Annotated in this window: 19 protein-coding genes and 1 riboswitch; of the genes, 9 read left to right on the top strand and 10 right to left on the bottom strand. The window is 67.7% G+C overall.

The features are described from left to right. The first annotated feature begins 1 nt into the window (after position 1). Positions 2-1,393: an MFS transporter gene (locus U7114_RS12315; protein WP_323057513.1), complete on the top strand. Its 1,392-nt coding sequence runs from the start codon at positions 2-4 to the stop codon at positions 1,391-1,393. A 63-nt stretch (positions 1,394-1,456) separates the two neighbouring features. Here the strand turns inward: U7114_RS12315 and U7114_RS12310 are convergent, their stop codons facing one another. Next, positions 1,457-2,227: a class I SAM-dependent methyltransferase gene (locus U7114_RS12310; protein WP_323057512.1), complete on the bottom strand. Its 771-nt coding sequence runs from the start codon at positions 2,225-2,227 to the stop codon at positions 1,457-1,459. Positions 2,228-2,616: 389 nt separating this feature from the next. On the opposite strand from U7114_RS12310, the gene U7114_RS12305 reads away from it, so the two are divergent. After that, positions 2,617-4,503: a DEAD/DEAH box helicase gene (locus U7114_RS12305; RefSeq protein ID WP_323057511.1), complete on the top strand. Its 1,887-nt coding sequence runs from the start codon at positions 2,617-2,619 to the stop codon at positions 4,501-4,503. Positions 4,504-4,690: 187 nt separating this feature from the next. Here the strand turns inward: U7114_RS12305 and U7114_RS12300 are convergent, their stop codons facing one another. The 4 genes from U7114_RS12300 to pulA form a co-directional block, all read right to left on the bottom strand. Beyond that, positions 4,691-5,338 (bottom strand): MBL fold metallo-hydrolase, encoded by a 648-nt coding sequence (locus U7114_RS12300; RefSeq protein WP_323057510.1) that lies wholly within the window; start codon positions 5,336-5,338, stop codon positions 4,691-4,693. Positions 5,339-5,348: 10 nt separating this feature from the next. Continuing rightward, positions 5,349-6,341: an aldo/keto reductase gene (locus U7114_RS12295; protein WP_323057509.1), complete on the bottom strand. Its 993-nt coding sequence runs from the start codon at positions 6,339-6,341 to the stop codon at positions 5,349-5,351. Between the two features lie 58 nt (positions 6,342-6,399). Then, the gene (locus tag U7114_RS12290; protein ID WP_323057508.1) at positions 6,400-7,026 is read right to left on the bottom strand and encodes a nucleoside/nucleotide kinase family protein; all 627 of its coding nucleotides are present in this window, start codon (positions 7,024-7,026) and stop codon (positions 6,400-6,402) included. Positions 7,027-7,192: 166 nt separating this feature from the next. Then, positions 7,193-10,270: a pullulanase-type alpha-1,6-glucosidase gene (gene pulA / locus U7114_RS12285; protein ID WP_323057507.1), complete on the bottom strand. Its 3,078-nt coding sequence runs from the start codon at positions 10,268-10,270 to the stop codon at positions 7,193-7,195. 195 nt (positions 10,271-10,465) lie between these two features. On the opposite strand from pulA, the gene U7114_RS12280 reads away from it, so the two are divergent. After that, entirely contained in the window at positions 10,466-11,551 is a 1,086-nt protein-coding gene (locus tag U7114_RS12280; RefSeq protein WP_157240614.1) for a LacI family DNA-binding transcriptional regulator, read from the top strand. On the opposite strand, the gene U7114_RS12275 is transcribed toward U7114_RS12280, so the two are convergent. The 4 genes from U7114_RS12275 to U7114_RS12260 form a co-directional block, all read right to left on the bottom strand. Next, positions 11,493-11,831 (bottom strand): multidrug efflux SMR transporter, encoded by a 339-nt coding sequence (locus tag U7114_RS12275; RefSeq protein ID WP_323057569.1) that lies wholly within the window; start codon positions 11,829-11,831, stop codon positions 11,493-11,495. The genes U7114_RS12280 and U7114_RS12275 overlap by 59 nt on opposite strands. Beyond that, positions 11,831-12,154, bottom strand: coding sequence for a DMT family transporter (locus U7114_RS12270; protein WP_323057506.1), 324 nt, complete (start codon positions 12,152-12,154; stop codon positions 11,831-11,833). Before U7114_RS12270 ends, U7114_RS12275 begins: the two co-directional genes overlap by 1 nt. 9 nt (positions 12,155-12,163) lie before the next feature. Then, a riboswitch (guanidine-III (ykkC-III) riboswitch) is annotated at positions 12,164-12,229 on the bottom strand. A gap of 150 nt (positions 12,230-12,379) precedes the next feature. Beyond that, complete coding sequence (locus U7114_RS12265; RefSeq protein WP_157240616.1) at positions 12,380-12,910, bottom strand: ferritin; 531 nt, start codon at positions 12,908-12,910, stop codon at positions 12,380-12,382. A 55-nt stretch (positions 12,911-12,965) separates the two neighbouring features. Continuing rightward, entirely contained in the window at positions 12,966-14,147 is a 1,182-nt protein-coding gene (locus U7114_RS12260; protein ID WP_321214613.1) for an ROK family protein, read from the bottom strand. Between the two features lie 125 nt (positions 14,148-14,272). Here U7114_RS12260 and U7114_RS12255 point away from each other — a divergent pair, with 125 nt between their 5' ends. Genes U7114_RS12255 through U7114_RS12230 form a run of 6 tightly spaced genes read left to right on the top strand, consistent with a single transcriptional unit; the run spans position 14,273 to position 21,146 of the window. Then, positions 14,273-15,601, top strand: a complete 1,329-nt coding sequence (locus U7114_RS12255) for an ABC transporter substrate-binding protein (protein WP_323057505.1) — start codon at positions 14,273-14,275, stop codon at positions 15,599-15,601. Further along, a complete protein-coding gene (locus U7114_RS12250) occupies positions 15,601-16,506 on the top strand; it encodes a carbohydrate ABC transporter permease (protein ID WP_197432452.1) in 906 nt (301 codons plus the stop codon). The genes U7114_RS12255 and U7114_RS12250 overlap by 1 nt, the downstream gene beginning before the upstream one ends. Then, on the top strand, positions 16,503-17,387 hold the full coding sequence (locus tag U7114_RS12245) for a carbohydrate ABC transporter permease (RefSeq protein ID WP_323057504.1): 885 nt from the start codon (positions 16,503-16,505) through the stop codon (positions 17,385-17,387). Before U7114_RS12250 ends, U7114_RS12245 begins: the two co-directional genes overlap by 4 nt. 22 nt (positions 17,388-17,409) lie before the next feature. Beyond that, a complete protein-coding gene (locus U7114_RS12240) occupies positions 17,410-18,498 on the top strand; it encodes an ABC transporter ATP-binding protein (protein ID WP_157240620.1) in 1,089 nt (362 codons plus the stop codon). Then, on the top strand, positions 18,495-19,838 hold the full coding sequence (ggh, locus tag U7114_RS12235) for a glucosylglycerate hydrolase (protein ID WP_323057503.1): 1,344 nt from the start codon (positions 18,495-18,497) through the stop codon (positions 19,836-19,838). Before U7114_RS12240 ends, ggh begins: the two co-directional genes overlap by 4 nt. Before the next feature lie 3 nt (positions 19,839-19,841). After that, positions 19,842-21,146: a Gfo/Idh/MocA family protein gene (locus U7114_RS12230; protein ID WP_323057502.1), complete on the top strand. Its 1,305-nt coding sequence runs from the start codon at positions 19,842-19,844 to the stop codon at positions 21,144-21,146. On the opposite strand, the gene U7114_RS12225 is transcribed toward U7114_RS12230, so the two are convergent. Further along, the gene (locus U7114_RS12225; protein WP_323057501.1) at positions 21,130-21,711 is read right to left on the bottom strand and encodes a HutD family protein; all 582 of its coding nucleotides are present in this window, start codon (positions 21,709-21,711) and stop codon (positions 21,130-21,132) included. The two genes, U7114_RS12230 and U7114_RS12225, sit on opposite strands and share 17 nt — an antisense overlap. Positions 21,712-21,786: the final 75 nt, after the last annotated feature.

Genomic DNA, 21,786 nt, shown 5'->3' with positions numbered 1-21,786 from the left:
CGTGCAGGATTCCGTTGTTCCAGCCACCCGTCCCGCCGCGGGCATCCTCCGGGGGCCGTACCTCTGGGTGACCGTGGGCACGTGCGCCCTGGTGTTCCTGGCGGCGTTCGAATCCCTGGCCGTCACCACCATCATGCCCCTGGTCAGCCGCGAACTCGACGGCGCAGGACTCTACGCGCTCGCGTTTGCCGGCCCGCTGGCAACAGGGGTGATCGGCATGGTTGCCGCCGGAAACTGGTCCGACCGGCGCGGCCCCACAGCCCCGCTCTACGCCTCCGCGGCCTTGTTTGTGCTGGGCCTGCTGATTGCCGGAACCGCGGTGTCCATGCCCGTGCTGGTTGCAGGCCGCCTGGTGCAGGGCCTGGGCGGGGGAGCCCTGACAGTGGCGCTGTATGTGCTGGTGGCGCGCATCTATCCCGGGGCCCTGCACCCCAAGATCTTTGCCGCGTTCTCCGCGGCGTGGGTGGTCCCGTCCCTGGTGGGGCCCTTTGCGGCCGGGATCGTTGCGCAGGTTTTCAGCTGGCACTGGGTTTTCCTGGGCGTCGTGGGGCTGGTCATCCCCGCCCTGCTGATGATCGCGCCTGTGCTCCGGGGACTGGAACCCCCTCCCGGACAGGCCGGGGAGTCGCATCCGCCGCCACCCTGGGCGCTGGGCCGGTTGGCCTGGGCAACCCTGGCGGCGCTCGCCGTGCTGGGGCTCAACCTGTCACGGGAGATCCGGATCCCCGGCGTTCCGGCACTCCTGGCGGCCGCCGCCGTCGTGATTGCCCTGCTGGCCGTCCGCCCGCTGGTGCCGCGGGGCACGCTCACCGCCCGCCGCGGCTTGCCCAGCGTGATCCTGGTGCGCGGGCTCGCCTCGGCCGCGTTCTTTGGGGCCGAGGTTTACCTGCCGTACCTGCTGATCGAGCAGTACGCCTTTTCGCCCACCTTCGCCGGCCTTACGCTTACCGGCGGGGCGCTGGCCTGGGCAGGAGCGGCGGCAGTGCAGGGCCGCCTGGGAACCAGGCTGTCCCATCGCCGTGCGGCGGGCATCGGCGCGCTGATGGTCCTCGGGGCGGTGATCCTCGCCCTGGCCACCACCGCGCTCCACTGGCCTGCCGCCGTCGCGATTGCCGGCTGGATTTTCGCCGGCGGCGGCATGGGGCTGCTGTATCCGCGGCTCAGTGTCATGACCCTGGCCCTGTCCAGCAAGGAGAACGAGGGCTTCAACAGCTCCGCCATGTCCATCGCGGACTCGCTGGGCGGGGCGCTGGCCCTCGCTGCGACGGGCATCGTCTTCGCAGCGTTTACGACGACGACGGAATCCTTCGCCGGGGTCTTTGGCCTTGCCGCCGTGCTCGCCGTAGCCGCGGCCGCCGTCGCGCCCCGGGTTACCGGCCGCCCGCGCACGTAGCGCGCCCGACGGAGCTCCCGGGCAGGCCTGATTCCTGTGGCTGGCCTGATTCCTGGCGCGGGGTCAGGGCAACCGGGTGGCCCGCAGGACGACGTCGGCGATCGTTGCGTGCTGGCCGTCAGGCCCCGTTACCGGCCGCTCCCGGCTGGTCTGGACCTCCAGCTGCCATTCGGGGCTGTCCAGTCCCAGCTCCCGGACGAGCTCGTCACCGGTGTAGAACATCCCCCTGTGGTCGTGCCCGCCGCCCCACGGCGGCAGCCTGTCCGGGTGGTGGCCCACCACCAGCAGCGTGCCGCCGCGCTTGACTGCCGCCGCGGCGGTGCGGAGCGGGCCCTGCCAGGTGAGCTCCTGCGAGTGCAGGAACTGCGATGTCACCAGGTCGAAGGAGTCCCCGGGATCCCACTGGTCAAGGTCAGCCTGCTGCCAGGTGATCCGGCTTCCGATGGCGCCCTCCGCGGCATGGACGCTTTCGCGGGCCAGCTCGGCCTTTTCATGGGAACGTGCCCGGTCCAGGGCCACCGCGGAGACGTCGACGGCGGTGACTGTCCACCCCTGCCGGGCAAGCCAGATGGCATCAGCTCCTTCGCCGCAGCCGAGGTCCAGCGCTTTCCCGGGACGGAGGCCGCCGGCTTCCCGCACCAGCTGGGGGTTGGGCTTGCCGCTCCACAGCCGGGGTTTGCTGCGGTAGCGGTCGTCCCAGATGGCCGCGGCATCGGCTCCGGTGTGTACTGCCACGCCCTCGGCGAACGTGCCGCCGGAGGGGCCGGCGTCGTGCATCTTCTGCTGCGGTGCAGGATGCTGCGCTTCATTCCGGTGGGCCGCGTGTTCACTCATGCCTCAAGCCTGCCCCGGCCCCGGGCCCAAGGCAACGCCCAACTAGGTAGCGCTAAGTGTCGTTTTCAGGGGTCAAAACGACACTTGGCGCTACCTAGTTGGGAGGGGCGGAAACGGGGAGCGGTCCCGGGATGCTAGACTGGTGGAACTTGATGTGCAGTGATGCCCAGGTTTTCCGGTGTGAAGGTCCTCCTTCATCCATGGACTGGGCTTTTTTCATGTGAGAGGCACATCCTGCGTCGATGAACGCGTTCCATTTGGTCCCGGCCGCCGCTTTGCATAAGCGGCAGCAGGCTGGTTGATCACCTGAATTTTCTTCGGCGAACCCTTGAGCCAACCGGCATCGGGGGCCGATATCCGCACGGATACCGCCTGAAAGACCTTTGACTTTGACTACATTTGCTGCCCTCGGCACGCCCAAAGCCCTTGCTGACACCCTCACCGCCCAGGGAATCGAAACCCCGTTCCCCATCCAGGTGAAGACCCTCCCTGACACCCTTGCAGGACGCGACGTCCTGGGCCGCGGCCGTACCGGCTCCGGCAAGACCATCGCTTTCGCCATCCCGCTGGTGGCCCGGCTCGCCGAGCGCGAAGCCCCGTACTTCCGCAAGCCCGGCCGCCCCATGGGCCTGGTCCTTGCACCCACCCGCGAACTGGCCACCCAGATCAACGCCACCATCGAGCCGCTGGCCAAGGCCGCCGGCCTGAACACCACCGTGATCTACGGCGGCATCTCCCAGGCCAGGCAGGAAAAGGCCCTGCGTGCCGGCGTCGACATTGTCATCGCCTGCCCCGGCCGCCTGGAGGACCTGATCCGCCAGCGCATCCTCACCCTTGAGGCCGTGGAAATCACCGTGCTGGACGAGGCTGACCACATGGCCGACCTCGGCTTCCTGCCCGTGGTGAAGAAGCTCATGGACATGACCCCCAGCCAGGGCCAGCGCCTGCTCTTCTCCGCCACGCTGGACAACGGTGTGGACAAGATCGTCCAGCGCTACCTGTCCAACCCGCTGACCCATTCCGTGGATGACCCGCAGGCCGCGGTGACCACCATGGAGCACCACGTCCTGGTGGTCAACGACCAGACCGTCAAGAAGCAGCTGATCGTGGAGCTTGCCTCCGGCGCCGGCCGGCGCGTCCTCTTCATGCGGACCAAGCACCACGCCCGCAAGCTGGCCAAGACCTTGACCGACGCCGGCATCCCCGCCGTCGACCTGCACGGCAACCTGTCGCAGAACGCCCGTGACCGTAACCTCGCCGAGTTCTCCAACGGTGACGTCCGCGTCCTGGTGGCCACCGACGTCGCCGCCCGCGGTGTTCACGTGGACGACGTCGAACTGGTCATCCACGTTGATCCGCCCACCGAGCACAAGGCATACCTGCACCGTTCCGGCCGCACCGCCCGTGCCGGCTCCGACGGCACCGTGGTCACGCTGACCCTCCCGGAGCAGCAGTCCGACGTGAAGAAGCTGATGAAGGCCGCCGGCGTCGAGGTCAACTTCGAGCGCGTCACCGCCAACTCACCGCTGGTTGCAGAACTCGTGGGCGAGATGGCCGACAAGATTGATCCGCGCACCCGCGCAGCACTGCTGGCCAAGAAAGCCGCGCAGCAGGGCGGCGGCACCTCCACCGGTGCCAACGCCGAGCGCAAGCGCGCCCGCCGGCAGGCCGCACCCACCACGGGCGGCCGTGGCGGACGCGGCGGACGGGGCAAGGTTTCGGCCGAGCCCGTCCGCACCGATGTTCCCCGCGCCGAGCGCCGGGCCGTGGCCTTCGAGGGCCGCACCGAAGCCCGCGCGGCATTCGACCGGGTGGCTGAGCAGAACGAGGACCGCGCCATTGCGGCGGCAGCGGCACGGCGCAACAATCGTGGCCGCGTCACCGCTTCCACGCACCGCAACGACGTCCCCGCAGCAGGTGGCCGTGCATCGGCCGGCCGCGGTTCGGACGGCCGTGCAGAATCACGCGTCACCCGCAGCGACGCCCCGCGCGGCGGCACCGGGCGCCCGGCTACCTCGGGTGGCCAGCGCAGTGGTCGCCCGGCAACCGGCCAGCGGGCCGCAGCAGGTGCCGGTGCAGGTACCCGCGGTGGCGGTTCACGCTCCGCTGGTGCAGGTGCGGCCACCGGCGGCAACAAAGCCGTCTGGTCCTCCAACACCGGCGGCACCTCCGGCGGGTCCTACGGCTCAAGCAACGGCGGCGGCTCCGGCCGTCCCGCCCGCAGCGGTCCCCGCCGCGCGTCGGCTCCGGCGTCGAACGAGCGCCGCAGCCGCTAACCTTTCGGACTTTCGCGCCCGAAACGGACGGCCGCTCCCGGGATCCCGGGAGCGGCCGTCCGTTTCGGGNGGCGTGGCGCGCCCGCGGCTGGTGAGAACCCCGCCGCTTTCCGCTACCGAATCGGACGGCCGCTCCCGGGATCCCGGGAGCGGCCGTCCGATTCGGTAGCGGAAAGCGGCGGGGTTCTCACCAGCCGCGGGCGCGCCACGCCTCGAGGTGCGGCCGCTCGGCGCCCAGGGTCGTCGGCTTGCCGTGGCCCGGGTGGACGACGGCGGAGTCCGGGTAGGCGCCGAACAGCCGCTCGGTGACGTCGGACAGCAGCTGGCTGAAGCGCTCCGGATCCTTCTGGGTGTTGCCTACGCCGCCGGGGAACAGCGAGTCGCCGGAGAAGATGTGCGTTGGCCCCTCGGGGTCTTCATACACAAAGGCAGTCGAGCCCGGCGTGTGCCCGCGCAGGTGGACGGCCGTGAGCGAAAAGCCGTCCACGGCAACGGTGTCCCCGTGCCCAAGGGGCCGGTCCACTGCGACAGGCAACGCACCGGCGTCGTCCGTTCCCGCAACGGTCGAAGCCCCGGTGGCGGCCACCAGCTCCTTCAGCGCCCGGACATGGTCCCAGTGCTGGTGCGTGGTGGCGACTACGGCCAGCCGGGCTGGTGCGGACGTGTCAGCGGCGCCGTCCTGCAGCAGCTGCTGGATGGCGGGAAGGTCGTCCGCGGCGTCGATCAGCACCTGCCCGCTGCCTTTGGCTGTCAGCAGGTACACGTTGTTGTCCATTTCGCTGACTGAAATGCGGCGGATGGTCAGGGCGGGCAGGTCATACAGAAGTGAGTCCATGGGCCTGAGTCTATTCACGGCCCTCGGACACCCAGTTGGGGTCCGCTGAGCGGGAACCGACGACGGCGGCCGAGGCCTGGTCCAAAGCGTCCAGTTGGGCCGGGGCGAGGTCCAGGGCCAGGGCGCCCAGGTTTTCGTCGATCCGGTGCCGCTTGCGGGTGCCGGGGATGGGGACCACCGGCAGGCCCAGCCGCCTGCCTTGGGCGAACAGCCAGGCGAGTGCCACCTGCGCGGGCGTTGCGCCCAGCTGGCCTGCCACGGACCGGACGGTGTCCACCACTGCCTGGTTGGCACTTGCAGCATCCAGGGCGAAACGGGGGATCCGGCGTCGGAAGTCCTTCTCGCCCAGGCTCGAGGCGTCCACGGTGCCGGTGAGGAATCCCCGGCCCAGCGGCGAATACGGTACAAAACCCACTCCCAGGGCGGCCGCGGCAGGAACAACGTTGCGTTCCACGTCGCGGCTCCAGATGGACCATTCACTCTGGACCGCCGCAATGGGGTGGACGGCGGAGGCGTCCTCCAACTCCTGGGCCGTCACTTCAGACAGCCCCAGGTGCTTGACCTTGCCCTGCTGCACAAGCTCCGCCATGGCCTCCACGGTTTCCACAATCGGAACGCGGAGGTCACGGCGGTGCATGTAGTAGAGGTCAATCCGGTCGGTTCCCAGCCGTTGCAGGCTGCGGTCTACGGCCTGGCGGATGTAGCCGGCGTCGCCGCGGATGTCCGTGTAGCCGTCCGCCGGCGTACCCACCAACCCGAATTTGGTGGCCAGCTGGACCTCGTCCCGCCGCTCCTTCAGCAGCCGGGCGATCAGTTCCTCGTTGCTGCCCCCGCCATAGATGTCCGCGGTGTCAATGAAGCTGACACCGGAGTCGACGGCGTGATGCAGCGTCCGGAGCGCATCCTCCGGGTCCACCTCCCCGTAGACCGGCGTGAGCGCCATTCCGCCGAAGCCGAGGGGGCTGACGTTGAGGCCGTCGCCCAGTCCAACTGTGGAAGCCATGGGTTCTCCTGTTCGTTTGCTCTTGTTCAGGTTCAAATATTCACAATCGCGGCACGGCCTAATCCCAGGGGATCACCCGGTCCGCCGCCTGCCGGGTGGCCTGGATCAGCACGGCATTGGCTTCGTCGGGACCGGCTGCCCACGCTTCCGCCGCCTGCCGGTCCATCCCGAACGAGACATGCCTTTCCACGAGCCGGCCCAGCCGCAGCGCCGGCGGCGTGTCCACGAACCACACCTCGTCCAGCCGGGCGCGGATGTCTTTCCAGGGTCCCTGCTCCATCAGCAGGTAGTTGCCCTCCGTGATGACCAGCGGCACCTCCGCCGGCACCGCAATGGAGGCTGCCACGGGTTCATCCAGGGTGCGCCGGAACTCCGGCGCGTAAACCACCGGCTCGTCGCGGCGGGCCAGGCGGTCCAGCAGCGAAAGGTACCCGCCGGCGTCGAACGTGTCCATGGCCCCCTTGCGCTGCCGGAGCGGCGTGCCGTCAATGATGGCGTTGCCCAGGTGGAAGCCGTCCATGGGGACCACCACGGCCTGCCCGGGCCCGAACTGCTGCCGGATCCATGCCGCGAAGGTGGACTTGCCCGAGCCGGGCGCTCCGGCGATGCCCAGGATGACGCGCGTCCCGGGAACCAGCCGGCGCCGGAGGGCGTCCATGGCCTGGGCGATCTCGGGGGAGTCCATGCCAAAAGCCTAGACTGCCCGGGGCCCGGACAAGCGCTGAGCCTCCCCGCCTTGGGCTTCGGGGACGGCAACGTTCGACGGCGTTTCGCCGGGACACGCCGTCGTCCGTCCTTGAAGGCGGGGAGGCTCAGCAGCGGGCTCTTCAGCCGGGCTTGCTTGGGGTGGGCTAGCCGGCCTGGAACACCGCTACGGTGCGGGCCGGGACGGTGAAGGTCCCGGTGGCCGGATTGTGGGTGGCCGTCCTGACCACCGGATCGATGCCCGATGCCTGGACCGGGTGCAGGCTGTAGGCGGTACCGGTTGTTCCGGCAACTGCCTGGGTCACAGCCTCATCGGCGGCGTTGAACACCACCACCAGCCCGCTCAGGTCCTTGTCCACGTCCGGACCCACGGAATCGTTGATGTGCATGACCACGACGCCTGGAGCCTGGTCCGGCCCTGCGGCAGGGAAGGAGACCTTCTGCTGCACCAGGCCGGCATCACCCAGGTGGAACAGGGGCGTGCTCTTGCGGATCTGCAGCAGCTCAGCCGCCCGGCCGCGCGCTTCAGAGATCGCGGCGGATGCAGGCTTCAGTGCCGGGTCCGCCAGCGGCGGGCGCAGGTACTGGTACTTGTCCTCGTTGTCGGCCTTGGGCGGGAGCCCGCGGCCGAAGCCGTTGGTGCCGTCCGTGTGGTCAAGGATGTTGAACCAGTCGCCCGAGTCGTAGCTGTTGCGGTCCAGGGACTTGCTGCGGAGGGATTCCCCGCCCGCGTGCCAGAAGGAGATCCCCTGGCTGAACGCCGTGGTGCTGAGTGCAAGGGTCTGCATCCGTGTCCGTTCCGCCATGGGAGTGTCCTGCGGCAGCTTCAGGGCGAGGGCATCGAACAGTGTCTCGTTGTCGTGCGCCTCCACATAGGTGACCGCCTCCTGCGGATCGCTGGTGTAGCCCGCCGGTGCCCCGTTGTAGGGCACATCGGAGCCCCTGACGGTGGCTCCGGTGCGGTCAACGAAGGAGTAGTCCTTCAGGTTGCCGGTCAGTCCCACCTTGATCAGGTCCTGGGCAAGGAGGAGCCTTGCCTTCTGCTGCTCCGGCGTGCCGTTGGCCGGGGAGCTGTTGGGGTCGGTGAACAGGCCGGACGCGAAGCCCTGGACCCGGGGGTCGGGATCAAAGGGCCCGCCGCCGCGGACGGCGTCACGCAGCCGGTCGTTGAAGGTGCCGATGCCCGTTCCGGCCATGTTCTCCTGGGTGGCCTGGACGAACCTGGCGTTGTTGGCCACCTCGCCGAAGTTCCAGCCTTCGCCGTAGAGGGTGACGTTCTTGCCGTCCACGCCGTCCTTGGCGAGGGTCAGCTCATCCAGCGCTGCCCGGACGTCCAGCATGTTCTGCTTCGAATGGTGGCCCATGAGGTCGAAGCGGAAGCCGTCCAGTTTGTAGGTTTTGGCAAGCGTCACCAGGGAATCGATCATGAGCTTGCCCATCATCGTGTTTTCGGTGGCCGTGTTGGCGCAGCAGGTGGAGGTCTCAAGGGATCCGGTGGCGGCGTTCAGGCGGTGGTAGTAGCCGGGGACAATCCGGTCCAGGTTGTTGGAGCCGGACTGGCCGGCGCTCGAGGTGTGGTTGTAGACCACATCCTGGATGACGCGCGCACCGGCAGCGTTGAGGCCGGCCACCATTTCGCGGAACTCGGTGATCCGGGCGGTTCCGTCCGGGCTGGTGGCGTAGGAGCCTTCAGGGGTTGTGTAGTGCAGGGGATCGTAGCCCCAGTTGAACCCGTCCCTGGCCGCCGTTTCCGCGATGCATGCCTGCTGTTCCTCCGAATCCGCGGGGAGGGCCGCGAGGTCGCATCCTGGTTCGAGCTGTTCGCTGCGCTGCTCCTCGATGGTGCCGATGTCGTTGACGGGCAACAGGTGGACGGCGTTCATGCCGGCAGCGGTCAGCTCCCGGATGCGCCGCATGCCGTCGCTGTCCGGGTCTGCGAAGGCCTTGTATGTTCCGCGGTGTGTTTCCGGGACGGAGGAATCCGTGATCGAGAAGTCGCGGACGTGCAGCTCGTAGAGGGAGAGGTCCTCCGGCTTGTTGAGTGCCGGCTTCTGCAGCTTCTTCCAGCCGTCAGGGGCAAGGGACCTGTCCTCCACGTCAACAAAGAGGCTGCGCTCAGAGTTGGCTGAGAGGCCCACGCTGTAGGGATCGGTAACCAGGTTCCGCTCAACCTTGCCGGTTTCCGGCACAAAGACCTCCACCTCGTACAGGTAGTAGGCGCCCTTCCAGTCCTTGTCTCCGGTCACGGACCAGACACCGTCCCGGGACGGTTCCATGGGGCGGCTGGAGACGGGCCCGCCGCCGGAGCCCGAGGCGTAGGTGTGGACGGTGACGCTGCGGGCAGTCGGCGCCCACAGTGACAGCTCCGGGCGGTTGCCCTTCCACGCCAGCCCGAGTTCCCGTTCCGCCGCGCCGCGGTACAGGGTGTCCAGAATGCCGGGAACCTGGACTCCGGTGGCTGCCGTGACCTTCCCGTCGGCACCGACGGCAGCGACGAGCAGCTGGCCCTTGAGCAGTTCGCCGGCGCGGGGCGCGTCACCTTCCGCCATCCGCAGCGAGGCAAAGCCGGCCAAGTGGGGGTACCTGGCCGCCAGCCCTGCCTCCAGTGCGCCGGCCGTTTTTTCCAGTGCTGTGTAGCTGCCGCCGGTGACCTGCCCGTCCGCCACCGCCAGGCCGCCGTCGGGCGCGCTGTAGAGGCGGTAGGTTGTCCCCTCGGCTGCGGGGGCCTGCCAGGCGATGGTGTCCGCTGACAGCCAGTGCGCGCCGGCTTCGGCGCCGAGTGCCTCGGGGACGTCGTCGCTTATGGTGTGGCTGGCGTGGTCGTAGGTGAATGTGACAGGGCCGCCGGGGGCGTTGAGGACAAGGTCGCCGCCGCCGGCTGCTCCGCCTGCACCGTAGTTTTCGTCCCACGAATTGTTGAGGGCAACCTTCATGCCGTAGGTGCCGGCGGGGATATCGAAGGTGGCGCGGTAGAGCGTTGCCGAGCCCTCAACGGGCTGGAGCCGGCTGGCCGCGCAGTCCGGCTGCCAGTCCCCGGGGCAGCCGATTTCCGATTGCAGCGAGCCAACGAGTGCCACCGCCTGGGGTGCGGCCGTGTGGTCCGCGGATGCCGGGAGGGCGAAGCTCCCCAGGGCCAGAGGCGTGGCACAGGCCGCGGCCAGGGCTGCGGTGAGTTTCCTGTTGAGGGCAGCGGGCGGCCCGGATTTTGTGGAGTGATGAGTCATGGAAGACCTTCCTTGAAGACGCCCCGGCCGTCAGCGGTGAGGAGCGGGGGTATCCACGAGCCTAAGTTTCCTTTCACATAGCGTCAATGTTTTTGCTGAAAATTTCACGTCTCGTTTTCATGATCCGGGCAGCCAATTGTCCGTACACTTGAAAGCACCATGACGTCCGGACTCCTGTTCCGGTGAAGGAGCCACATGAGCATGACCGGGGGCGGGGCGGCACCCGCCGCAACCGAACGTCCAAAATTGGAAGACCTGGCGCGGAAGGTCGGCGTCAGCATCGCCACGGTGTCCCGGGTGGTCAACGGGCGCAAGGGCGTTTCACGGGAAGTCCGGCAGGCAGTGCTGGCCGCCATGGACGACCTCGGCTATGAACGTCCCGACCGGGCCCGCAGTGACGTAAAGGGCCAGGTGGGCATCATCGTCCCGGACCTGGCCAACCCGATCTTTCCCGCCATAGCCCAGGCCGTGGTCTCCCTGCTCTCCCAGGAGGACTTCCTTCCCGTCATTTGCGCCCTGCCCGGCGGAGGGCGTTCCGAGGACGAATACATCGAGATGCTCGTGGCGCAGGGTGCCGCCGGCATCATCTTCATCTGCAGTGCCCACGCTGACGGGCAGGCGAGCCTCGAGCGCTACCACCGCCTTCGCGGCCGGGGAATCCCCTTCGTGCTGGTCAACGGCCCCCGCCCGGAACTCGGAGCGGCTTCGGTGTCCAATGACGATGCAGCCGCGATCAGCACCGCTGTCCAGCACCTTGCCAGCCTGGGACACCGCAAAGTGGGATTGGCCATTGGTCCCCACCGCTTCATCCCCAGCCGGCAGAAACTCGCCGGCTTCCGCTCGGCGCTCGCCGAATTCCTGGGCGTGGACAACCCCGAGGCCCACACGGCCACGAGCATGTTCACCGTGGAAGGCGGCCAGAGCGCGGCCAACGAACTCCTCGACTCTGGCCATACGGCGATTGTGTGTGCTTCCGATGTCATGGCCCTTGGAGCCATCCGTGCTGCCCGGGCAAGGGGCCTGCGCGTGCCCGAAGACGTATCCATCGTCGGTTTCGACGACTCGACGTTGATGGCCCTCACCGATCCGCCGCTGACAACGCTCCGGCAGCCTGCCGCCGCGATTGCCCACGCTGCGGTCCATGCCCTCGCTGCCGAGCTTGCCGGTGAACAGTCCACGCACTCGCCGGTGGTCCTGGCATCCGACCTGGTGCTGCGCGGTTCTACCGGTCCTGCGGCAAAGCCTTCAGGCCGGCAACGCAGCCAACGATCCCCGCAATAAAGACCACTTTGAGCACGCTGAAGGCTTCCGCGCCGGTGGCCATTGCCCAGCCGACGGTCAGGGCGGCGCCAACCCCCACCCACACGGCGTAGGCGGTGCCCAGGGGGATGTGCCGGATGGCCCAGCCCAGTCCCAGCATGCTGAACGTTGCCGTAACGGCGAAAACTATGGTGGGGAGCGGCTTGCTGAAGCCGTAGGACAGGCCAAGGGCCGTGGCCCACACGGCTTCCAGGGCCGCCGAGGCCAGCAGGACCACCCAGGGAACCCTGCCTTGCAGCATCACGCCACCACCTTCAAGCCCGCCACGCACACGGCGATGCCGGACAGCAGGAGGAGGCGCGCCGCCGTCGGGCGCTCCACCCTGGTGGCGATCGCGTAGGCGGAAGTCAGCACCACGCCCACGCCTACCCACACGGCGTAGGCCGTGCCGGTGGGGATGGACTGCATGGCCAGGGCCAGGCCGCCGGTGCTTGCCGCGGCGGACACCAGGAAGAGTGCAGCCGGAGCGACGCGGCGGCGTCCGGATGCCTGGAAGGCGCGGTGCAAGGCTGCCGCCCAGACGGCTTCAAGGGCGCCGGAAAGAATGAGTATCAGCCACGACATACGGGATCCTTTGGCCAGTCTTGTCGTGTGCCGGGTACTGAACCGTCGTCCGGAGGCTCGGGTGCAGAGCCTTGGTTTCCAGCGTAGCAACGCACGACGGCGGCGGGCCACCGGTGGTGCCGAACCTCACCACCGACTCCCCCCCCACCCCAACTAGGTAGCGCTAAGTGTCGTTATGAGCCTCCAAAACGACACTTAGCGCTACTTAGTTGGGCCGGGCGGGGGTTAGAGCGCGCCGCCCGCCGCTTCGGGAGCGGAAGCATCGCGGCCGCCGTCGCCGATGGTCTCCCGGGCGATGAAGTTCTCGATGTCGAACAGGTTGTCCGCGCGCTCGGCGATGTTCAGGAGCGTGGTCATCGAGGAGACTTCCTCCACCTGTTCCTTGAGGAACCAGAGCATGAACTGCTCGCCCAAAGCGTCATTTTCGCCACGGGCCGCCCGGAACAGGTCCTCGATGTTCTTGGTCACTTCCTTCTCCTGCTGCAGGGCCAGGGCCAGCGGCTCGGTGACGGAGGCGAAGTCGTTGCGGACGGCCGGAACGCCGGGGATGGTGAAGGTGATGTCCCGGTCCAGCATGTACTGGACCATCATCATGGCGTGGTTCCGCTCCTCCACGGACTGGCGGTAGAAGTACCTGGCCAGTTGGGGGAGGTCCTGGTTGGCGAACCAGGTGGCCACGGCAATGTACTGCTGCGAGGCAGTGAACTCATTGCCGATCTGGGTGGACAGGAGGGCATTGAAGTTTGAAGTGGTCATAGCCCGAGTCTAGGGACGGCCGAGGGGCGTGGCCAGTGTGGGAAGGCTTCACTTCTCAGCCGGCCCGCTGCACCAGCAACTGTTCAACACGCTCCGGCGCGTAGAGGCTCTCCTCCACCAATCTGCACAGTCCAATGGCCGTGGCGGTCCTGCTGTCCGCCGGCACAATCTCCAGGTCCACCAAGGAGGGTTCGAAGGCGTCGTCCAGGATCTGCCGGCGGCAGGCGCCCAGGAAGTCCGGGAGCACTCCGACGAGCCCGCCAATGGCGATGCGCCCCGGGTTCAGCGTGCCCACGGTCGCGGCGAGCGCACGTCCCAGCACCCTTCCGGCTTCCGCGACGGCGGAGCGAACGGCGGGATTGCTGTCACAGGCGTCCACAAGCTGCCGCAGCGTCCCATAGCTGGAGAGCTTCGGATCGGCGAGCAGCGCCCGCCCCGAGGCCACCGCGGCGAGGCAGCCGTCCCTGCCGCAGCGGCAGCGCCGGCCCGCGGCCTCGGGAACGCGGACGTGCCCGATGTCCCCGGCGGCGCCGTGGGCGCCACGCACCAGGGCGCCGCCGACGATGATGCCGGAGCCGACGCCGGTGCTGACTTTGACAGCCACGAGGGATTCCAGCGGCTCCCGGACCTCCCCGACGGCCATCGAGCGGGCGTCATTTTCCAGCAGGACCGGGCAGTCCAGCCTTGACTCCATCACCTCCTGCAGGCGCAGGAGGTCCCAGTGGGCAAGGACAGTCCGCTCCAGCCCCAGCCGGTGGAGCGGGTCCACGGGAGCGGGCAGTCCCACTCCCGCCCCCACGGGCTGCCGCCCGTCGAGCAGCCGGAGGGATTCCTTGATGACCTGGCCGGCCACGTCCTCCTGGGACCGCGTGATGTCGATGGGCAGCCGGGCGGAGCCCACGATTTCGCGGCTCAGGGACAGGAGGTGGATCCCCGCATGGGTGTGGCCGATCTCGATGCCGAGGACCAGCTTGTTGCGGTCATCGAAGCGAAGGGCGCGCGGCGGCCTGCCGCGCTGCGCATGGATTGGGGTGGATTCGTAAACCAGGCCCGCGGCGAAAAGCGCGTCGAGCCGTTCATAGAGGGTGGACCGCGCCATGCCCGTGATGTCCAGGAGTTCCGCGCGGCTGTAACCTGCCGCGTTCGAGCGCAGCAGCTGGAGAACATGGCCGGCGCTGGTGGCCAGCCCCACCGGAGGCTGGCCAGAGCCCCCGACGAGCGTCCTCTGCTGGGTCATGCTGCTCGCTCCCTCTGAAGTGGACCAGGCTGTCCTGCAGCCGGGGCGTTGACGTGGTCTGGATCACACAATTATGATCGATCATCAGACAAAAATACTATCTGCCCTTTAAGCAGGAGGCTCCCATGTCCGATCTCGCTCACTTCGACGTCAGCCGGCGGACCTTGTTGAAAGGAGGCCTGCTGGCCCTGGCCACAGGCCCCCTGCTCGCGGCCTGCGGCGTGAATACCAGCGGAAGCGGAGGGGCTGGCTCGGTCAACTTCCTCTCCACCCAGTTCTCCCCGGTGGAGGAGCGCCAGAAGTACGAAGCCACGCTCAAGAAGTTCGCCGGGGATATCAAGGTGGCCTACAACCCCGTTGACACCGGCATCTTCAACACCACCCTGAAGTCCCAGCTTGCCGCAGGGAAGGTGGAGGTCGGAATCGCAGGAGGCCTGCACGGCGACCTCGTTCCCTTCGCCTCACAGCTGGAGGACCTGAGTTCCCTGATGAAGGACCTGTCCTCGGCAGGATACTCAGACGACCTGAAGGAGCTGTCCAAGCTGGGCACGGACGTTCCCCGGTACATTCCGTGGATCCAGGCGACATATGTGCTGGCGATCAACAAGAAGGCGCTTGAGTGGCTGCCGTCGGGAGCCGACGTCAACAAACTCACCTACGATCAATACCTGGCATGGGCGCAGGGCGCCAAGGCGGCCAACGGCCGGCCGGTTTTCGGCATTCCGGCCGGGCCCAAGGGCCTCCACCACCGCTTCTACCAGGGTTTCCTCCTCCCCAGCTTCACTGGCGGACAAATCACCACCTTCCGCAACCCGGATGCCGTCACGGCCTGGACCTATATGCGGGAGCTTTGGGCCAACATGAACCCGGCCTCCGCGAATTACGACTTCATGCAGGAACCGCTCGGCAACGGCGAGGTCCTGGTGGCCTGGGACCATGTGGCCCGCCTTATCACCGCGGTCAAGGACAAGCCCGACGAGTGGCTGATGGTGCCGGCGCCGTCCGGTCCGAAGGGCAAGGGCTACCTGCTGATCGTCGGCGGCATGGCAGTGCCCCAAGGTTCACCCGAGAAGGACAAGGCCTTCGAACTCATCAAGGCCCTGTCCAAGCCCGAGGCGCAGATTGAGACACTGAAATCCAATTCCTTCTTCCCCGTTGTCAAGACGGACGTCGGTGGCGACCTTCCCGGCGGCGTGGCCCTTGAGGCAAAGGCAGTCAAGGCCCAGCAGGAGGCCTCCGATGCGCTGCTCGCACTGCCGCCGGTAGGCCTCGGAGAAAAAGACCCGCAGGTTTCCCAGCTCTTCAAGAACTGCTTCCAGGAAATCTGCCTGAACAACGCCGACGTGAAGGCGACGCTGGACCGGCAGGGTGCGGAACTCGCGAAGATCATGGACAGCCTCAACGTCCCCTGCTGGGCGCCCGATCCCAAACAGACCCCATGTAAGGTCGCGTGATGGCAGCCCCCGACGCTCCGGCGGCCGCCAAGCCCCGGCCTGCAGCGCCGCGGGGCCGGCCGCGCAGGAGCGGAACGTCGGCAGCAATGCTGCTGATTGCCCCGTCCATCATCTTCATGACGCTGCTCTTCGGCTGGCCGATGGTCAGCGGCATCCTTCAGGCGTTCGGCGGCCCCGAAGGGCTTACGACCGCGAACTTCAGCCGGATGGCGCAGGACCCCTACTTCTGGTCCTCCGTGGGCAACACGCTGCTCCTTATCGTGGTGATGATTCCGATCCAGTTCGTCCTGGCGCTTTCCATGGCCCTGCTGATCCGGGCAAACCCGCGGGGCTCGTCGGTGTACTTCTACATCTGGGCCATACCCCTGGCCGTCAGCGACCTTGCCGCCGGCCTGGTGTGGTTGACCGTCTTCACGGACCGGGGATACCTCAATTCCGTGCTGGCTTCCGTAGGCCTTGAACCGGTCTCCTGGCTCGCCTACGACAACTACGCCTCGATGTTCATGGCCGTGCTGATCGCCGAGGTCTGGCGGGCCACGTCCCTCGTGTTCGTGATCGTGGTGGCAGGGCTGCAGTCCATCCCCAAGGACTACGAGGAGGCAGCCGGCGTCTTCGGCGCGGGGTTCTGGGACCGGCTCTGGCACGTGACCCTACCGCTGCTGCGTCCCAGCCTCCAGACGGCCCTGATCCTGAGGACCATCCTCGCGTTCCAGACCTTCGCCGTGGCGCTTGCCCTCACCGGCCAGAACTTTCCGCTGGTGGTCGGTGAAACCTACCGGTGGTACACCGGCCTGCAGGACGCCAACGTGGCCTCGGCCCTGGCCCTGGTGGTCATGGCGGTATCCATGGTGACCGCCGTCGGTTACCTCAAGCTCCTGAGAGACCAATCGGAGGCCGCCCGATGAGCCACGCCACCACCAACAAGACAACGGCTCCGGACTCGCGGCCGCAGCCGGAAGTGGACCGCAGGCCGCTGGCACGGCGGCGCAGGAACCGGGTACTGCTCCAGGTGGGCTGCATCGTCATCACGCTCTTCATGGCGCTCCCCCTCTACCTCATCGCGCTGTCCGCCACCTCCAGCAGGGCGGCCCTGCAGACGTTCCCCCTGAGCTTTATTCCGAACAACTTCTCCCTCGAGACCATGCAGACGTTCCTGCAGTCCACGGGCATCCTGCCCGGGCTCATCAACTCCGTCCAGGTGGGCATCTTCACCCTCCTGCTCTCCCTGATCATCGGAGTCCCCGCCGGGTACGCGGTGGCACGTTTCGCCTTCCCCGGCCGGGACCCCTACCAGCTCTTCCTGCTCTTCACCCGTGCGTTGCCCATCGTGGTGCTGTCCGTGCCGCTGGCCCAGTTGTTCCTCCAGACGGGCCTGTACGACAGCGCCCTCGCCGTCGTCCTGCTCCACACCGCACTGGCGCTGCCCACCACCATCCTGATCACGTCCTCGGTATTCCTGGGCGTGCCGCGCGACGTCGAGGAAGCTGCCCGCATCTTCGGCTGCAGCCCCGTGCAGGCCTTCCTCAAGGTGGTCATGCCCATGGCCATCCCCGGCATCGCGGCGGCGTCCATCTTTACCTTCGTCATGTCCTGGAACGAAGTCCTCGGCGCGTCGATCCTCACCCTGAACCAGCGCACCTTGCCGGCCCAGGTCCTCAGTTCCCTCGCCGAGTCGCCGCTGGCCTACCGGTTCGCCGGCGGCTTCCTGCTGGTGATTCCGGCACTGATCTTCATCTTCTTCATGCGCCGCTACCTCACAAACATGTGGGGCTCCACGATCCGCTAGTGCTCTCCAGAGAGGCTGTCCCATGGCTGACATCTCCATCAAGGGTCTCCACAAGACCTACCCCGGCAGCACCGAGCTGGCCACGAACAACGTGTCCCTTGAGGTTGCGGAGGGTGAGTTCATGGTGCTTCTCGGGCCCTCCGGCTGCGGGAAGACCACCCTGCTGCGCATGGTGGCGGGGCTGGACTTCCCGGATGAGGGGAGCATCTCCATCGGCGGCCGGGATGTAACGTACCTGCCCCCGCAGGACAGGAACCTCTCCATGGTGTTCCAGTCCTACGCCGTGTTCCCGCACCGCAAGGTCCGCACCAACATCGGGTTCGGCCTGGTGATGAAGAAGGTGCCCAGGGATGAACTCGAGAAGAAGGTCGCCTGGGCGGCCGACCTGCTCCAGCTCACCCCCTACCTGGACCGCTACCCTGCCCAGCTCTCGGGCGGGCAGCGCCAGCGCGTCGCCGTCGCCAGGGCCATCGTCATGGACGCGGACGTGCTGCTCATGGACGAGCCCCTGTCCAACCTGGACGCCCTCCTGCGGCTCGACTTCCGGGCGGAACTGAAAAAGATCGTCCAGCAGTTGGGTTCCACCACGCTTTACGTGACCCACGACCAGGTGGAAGCGATGAGCCTTTCAGACCGGGTGGCCGTGATGAAGAAAGGGCAGATAGCCCAGCTGGGGCATCCCATCACCGTCTACGAGGAGCCGGCTGACCGCTTCGTCGGGGGATTCATCGGCTCGCCGCCGATGAACTTCCTCGAGGGCCGCGTGACGCAGCAGGGCGCCCTGGAAGTCGCCGGCCAAAGCACCGAGGCGCCTGAATTCCTGGCCCGCTCTGCGGCCCGGTCCGGCGGCCTTCCCGTGATGGTCGGGATCCGCGCGGAAAACATCTACATTGAGCAGCGGGGAGCCCCGGGGACCCTTGGCGCGACCGTGGAAGTGGTGGAACCGCTTGGCCACGCAACGCTGCTGACCGTGGACCTGGGCGGACAGACCATCAAGGTCCAGGTTGCCTCCACCGTACGGGTTTCCCCGGGGGAGAAGGTTGGCCTGAGGTTCGACCAGGCAACTATCCGGTTCTTCGACACGGAAACCCAGCTCGGGCTCACGGCATGAGCCCGGACACGTATCCGATCAGGGACCTCGAGGAGCTCGGGCGCCGTGCCAGGGACGTCCTGGCAGCCAACGACCTCGGCACCATGGTGACGGCTGCACCGAACCTGTATCCGCACATGTGGAGCTGGGACGCCGCGTTCGTCGCCGCCGGACTTTCGACCGTGAGCGTCGAACGGGCCCTCCGGGAGCTCGACTACCTGCTGGCCGCCCAGTGGAAGAGCGGGATGATCCCGCACATCGTCTTCTCGGACGTCCCCGGCTACTTCCCCGACGTCGAGCGGTGGGGGACCCGCGGGGCCTCGCCGGAGGGTGTGCAGTCCAGCGGCATCTGCCAGCCGCCGGTGCATGCCACCATGCTGCGCCGTATCGTGGAAAGGGCGACGGCGGCGGGCGGCGAGGATGCCAGGCTCGCCGATGAATTCACCCGGCGGACGCTGCCGGGATGGATCGACTGGCACGCCTGGCTGCGGAGCGCCCGCGGCGGGGACGGCTCGGGCCTGCTGACCATTTACCACGGCTGGGAGTCCGGGATGGACAACTCCCCCCGTTTCGACGGCCCGTATTCCAGGGTCAAACCGGGGGAGATGGAGCCGTTCGTCCGCACGGACACGCAGAAGGTCAAGGACCATAGCCAGCGCCCCAGCGACGAGGAGTACAGCCGCTACCTTTGGCTGGTGCAACAGATGGCAGACGTGCGGTTCGACGACGCGCAGTTGCCCCGGGTAATGGCCTTCCAGGTCAAGGACGTTTTTATGTCCGCGATCTACGCCGCGGCCAACGAGGACCTGGCCGTGCTGGCGGAACAGTTCGGACTGCCGGAGGAGGCGCCCCGGTTGCGGGAATGGGCCCGGGAATTCCGCGACGGCGTCGACGCGACGGTGGATGGCAGGACCGGACTCGCCCGCGACCGGGACGTGCTGACCGGGGAGTGGATCGGACCTCCCACCATGGCCGGATTCGCGCCCCTTATTTCCACCAATGGCCAGGCCCTCCTCGACCGGCAACTGGAAGTCTTCGAAGGGCCGGACTGGACGGGCGACCCCCGCCTGGCCTTCCCGCTGCCGGCTTCCACGTCCACCACCTACGAAGGGCTGAAGCCCCGCCAGTACTGGCGCGGACCCGTATGGCCCGTGATGAACTGGTACCTGGCCCACTGCCTGCGGAGGCGCGGCGACGAGAAGCGCTACCGCCAGCTGCGGGAGGCCTCCCTCGCCCAGCTGATGGAGGGCCACTTCGGTGAGTACTACGAACCCTTCACCGGCGAACCGCTGGGCAGCATGGACCAGTCGTGGACAGCCGCCGTGGCGCTGGAATGGCTTGCCGATCCCGGGAACGGTTGATCAGTGGGCGCCGTGCCGGCGCAAGGGCACCCGGTGCGGCTCCTCATCGCAGGTGCAGGCGCGAGGGGCGCAGCCTATGCCCGGCTCGCCGTTGCCACGGGACAGGCCGTCATTGCGGGCCTGGCCGAGCCGCGCCCGCTGCTGCGCAACCGCCTGGCGGCCGAATTGAAAGTGCCGGCGGAAGGCGTATTCGAGGACTGGCAGGCAATGCTCAAGAACCGCCTGCCGGCCGACGGCATCATCATCGCCACGCCTGACCGGGAGCACGGGGGTCCGTTCGCGGCGGCCGCAGCCCACGGCTACCCCATCCTCCTGGAGAAGCCCGTCGCCGTCGACCCCGCCGGTTGCGCAGAACTGGAACGCCTGGGCCGTGAAAGCGGCGCCACCGCGACTGTCTGCCACGTGTTGCGCTACACCCCGCTGACAGCTCTCCTCAGGCAGTTGCTGTTGGGAGGGGCGGTGGGCCGGATCATCTCCGTCCAACACCTGGAGCCCGTGGGCTTCTGGCATTTCGCGCATTCGTACGTCCGCGGAAACTGGCGCCGGGAGGAAGACTCGAGCCCGTTCCTCCTTGCCAAGTGCACGCACGACGTCGACTGGCTGTCCTTCATCATCGGGAGCAGGCCACTGAAGGTGTCGTCCTTCGGAACGCTGGCCCATTTCCGCCCCGAAGGGGCGCCGGAGGGTGCGGCCCGCCGCTGCATCGACTGCCCCGCCGAGCCCCGCTGCCCCTATTCCGCGCTGAAAATCTATGGCGCGGGCCGCCCCTTGAACGGGGCTAAGGCTGACCCCGCGAGGGCATACTTCGCGGACGTGGTGGATCCGGGCGGCACGCCAGAGTCGCTGCTGCACGCCCTGGCAACCGGCCCCTATGGCCGCTGCGTCTATTTTTCGGACAACGACGTTGTGGACCACCAGGTGGTGAACATTGAATACGAAAACGGCACAACTGCCGCCTTCACGGCCACGGCCTTCACCGCCGTCGGCCCGCGGCGCACCCGGATCTTCGGCAGCCACGGGGAGATCGACGTGGAAGCCGAAGCCATCTCAGTCTTCGATTTCCTGACCGGGACAACCACTGTCCACCCGGTCCCCGCTGCCGCGCCGCGGGTCCAGGGGGAAAAGCACGAGGGCGGCGACCGCGGCCTGGTGCAGGCCTGGGTGGCTGCGCTGGCCACCGGTGACTGGTCGGCGGTGGTGTCTGGACTGGAGGAGTCCCTGGTCAGCCATGCAGCCGTTTTCGCCGCAGAGGAGGCCCGCCGGAGCAGCACTGTTGTGCAGGTGGGCTCGTTCAGTCTGAGCCAGTGACCTGGTCGATGGACACGACGGCAAGGAAGCCGCGGCCCAGGATCTCCGGGGACGCGCTGTCCGAGCCCACCACGGCGTCGTAGCGGCCCAGGGCCTCGGGTTCATGGCTTGCGTCCGAGGCTGTGGCCTGGCCCTGCAACAGGATCCCCAACTGGCCGGCAAACAGCGGGTGGGCGCGTTTCTTCGAAATCTCAATGATGGACGTGAAACCCTTGAAGCTGCCGGCCCGGGTAATGACGTTGAGGTTCCTGACATCTCCAGTGGGAAGGGCGCAGGAGGTGGCGGCCCCGCCGGGAAAACGGAACGGACGGTACTTCTCCAGGGGATGCTCAGCGCCGTCCACGGTCAGGAGCAGGAGTTCGCCCTCGACCACCGTCAGTACCCGCTCCATGCCAGGGAACGGCGAGAAGTCCCCGGCTTTGGTGACCTCGGCGATGCTGACCCGCCAGTCCCACCCGGCGTCCTGGAGGGAGGCGGCGTCGGGATGGCCGGCGATCTGGCGCGTGACCCCGCCGCCGTTGCGCCAGGGCTGGGGCTTGCGGTCTGCGAAGCGGATGATCTCCATCAGCCCAGCCTAGTTGGCCTGCCTGCCGGTATCGGCAGCTCCCATCCATCCCTGCTACTCTCCTGCGGGGGGACA

Source organism: Pseudarthrobacter sp. C1, from assembly GCF_034720455.1.
In the GTDB taxonomy this organism is placed as follows: domain Bacteria; phylum Actinomycetota; class Actinomycetes; order Actinomycetales; family Micrococcaceae; genus Arthrobacter.
Note: the sequence above shows the minus strand (reverse complement) of the source record. Positions and strands in the feature narration are given on the sequence as shown.